At 44.3% G+C, this 562-nt stretch carries 1 protein-coding gene; it reads left to right on the top strand.

What is annotated here, in order from left to right; translation table 11 throughout:
* Positions 1-101 precede the first annotated feature (101 nt).
* Positions 102-562, top strand: a 461-nt coding sequence (locus AMS59_RS08800) for a transposase family protein (RefSeq protein ID WP_199777698.1), incomplete at its 3' end; no start/stop codon positions are given.

Raw genomic sequence — 562 nt, forward strand, 5'->3', positions numbered from 1 at the left:
GGCTCAACACCAAAATCTGTTCTTGCTAAAAAAGAATACAAAAAAACATCTGTATCCGCTAGAGTTGAGAGTACGACCAAACAACGCAGCGAGGTATACAGATGCACTCTCATTCTATCAGGGATTTATGGGATTTACCAGAACTATTAATTACCGCAACCAATAAAATAAATCACCAAATTTTCATTGATGTCATGCCGATTAATTCTAAACAGGCCTGTCCAATTTGTGCATCTGAAAATACGAGTCGTCGCGGGATCGGCTATGTTCGAAAAGTGCGGCATCTCGAAGCGTTTGGTTGCCCAGTTTATTTGAACTTACCTGCCATTCGTATGTCATGTACAGCTTGTTTTGCGCATTTCGTGTGGGCATATGAGTGTGTGGCACCGAAAAAACGATACACAAAGGCATTTGAGGCTACGTTGCCGAAGCAGGCAATCGGCGCTACAATCACGCATACAGCACGTGTGACAAATACACCCGCTACAACCGTTGCGCGTATCGTCCGCTCATGGAAAACGGAAGAAGCCGCACGTGTCCAAAAAACTTGTCAGGAAAAAGC

Source organism: Lysinibacillus sp. FJAT-14745, assembly GCF_001275675.1.
Taxonomy (GTDB): Bacteria; Bacillota; Bacilli; order Bacillales_A; family Planococcaceae; genus Lysinibacillus.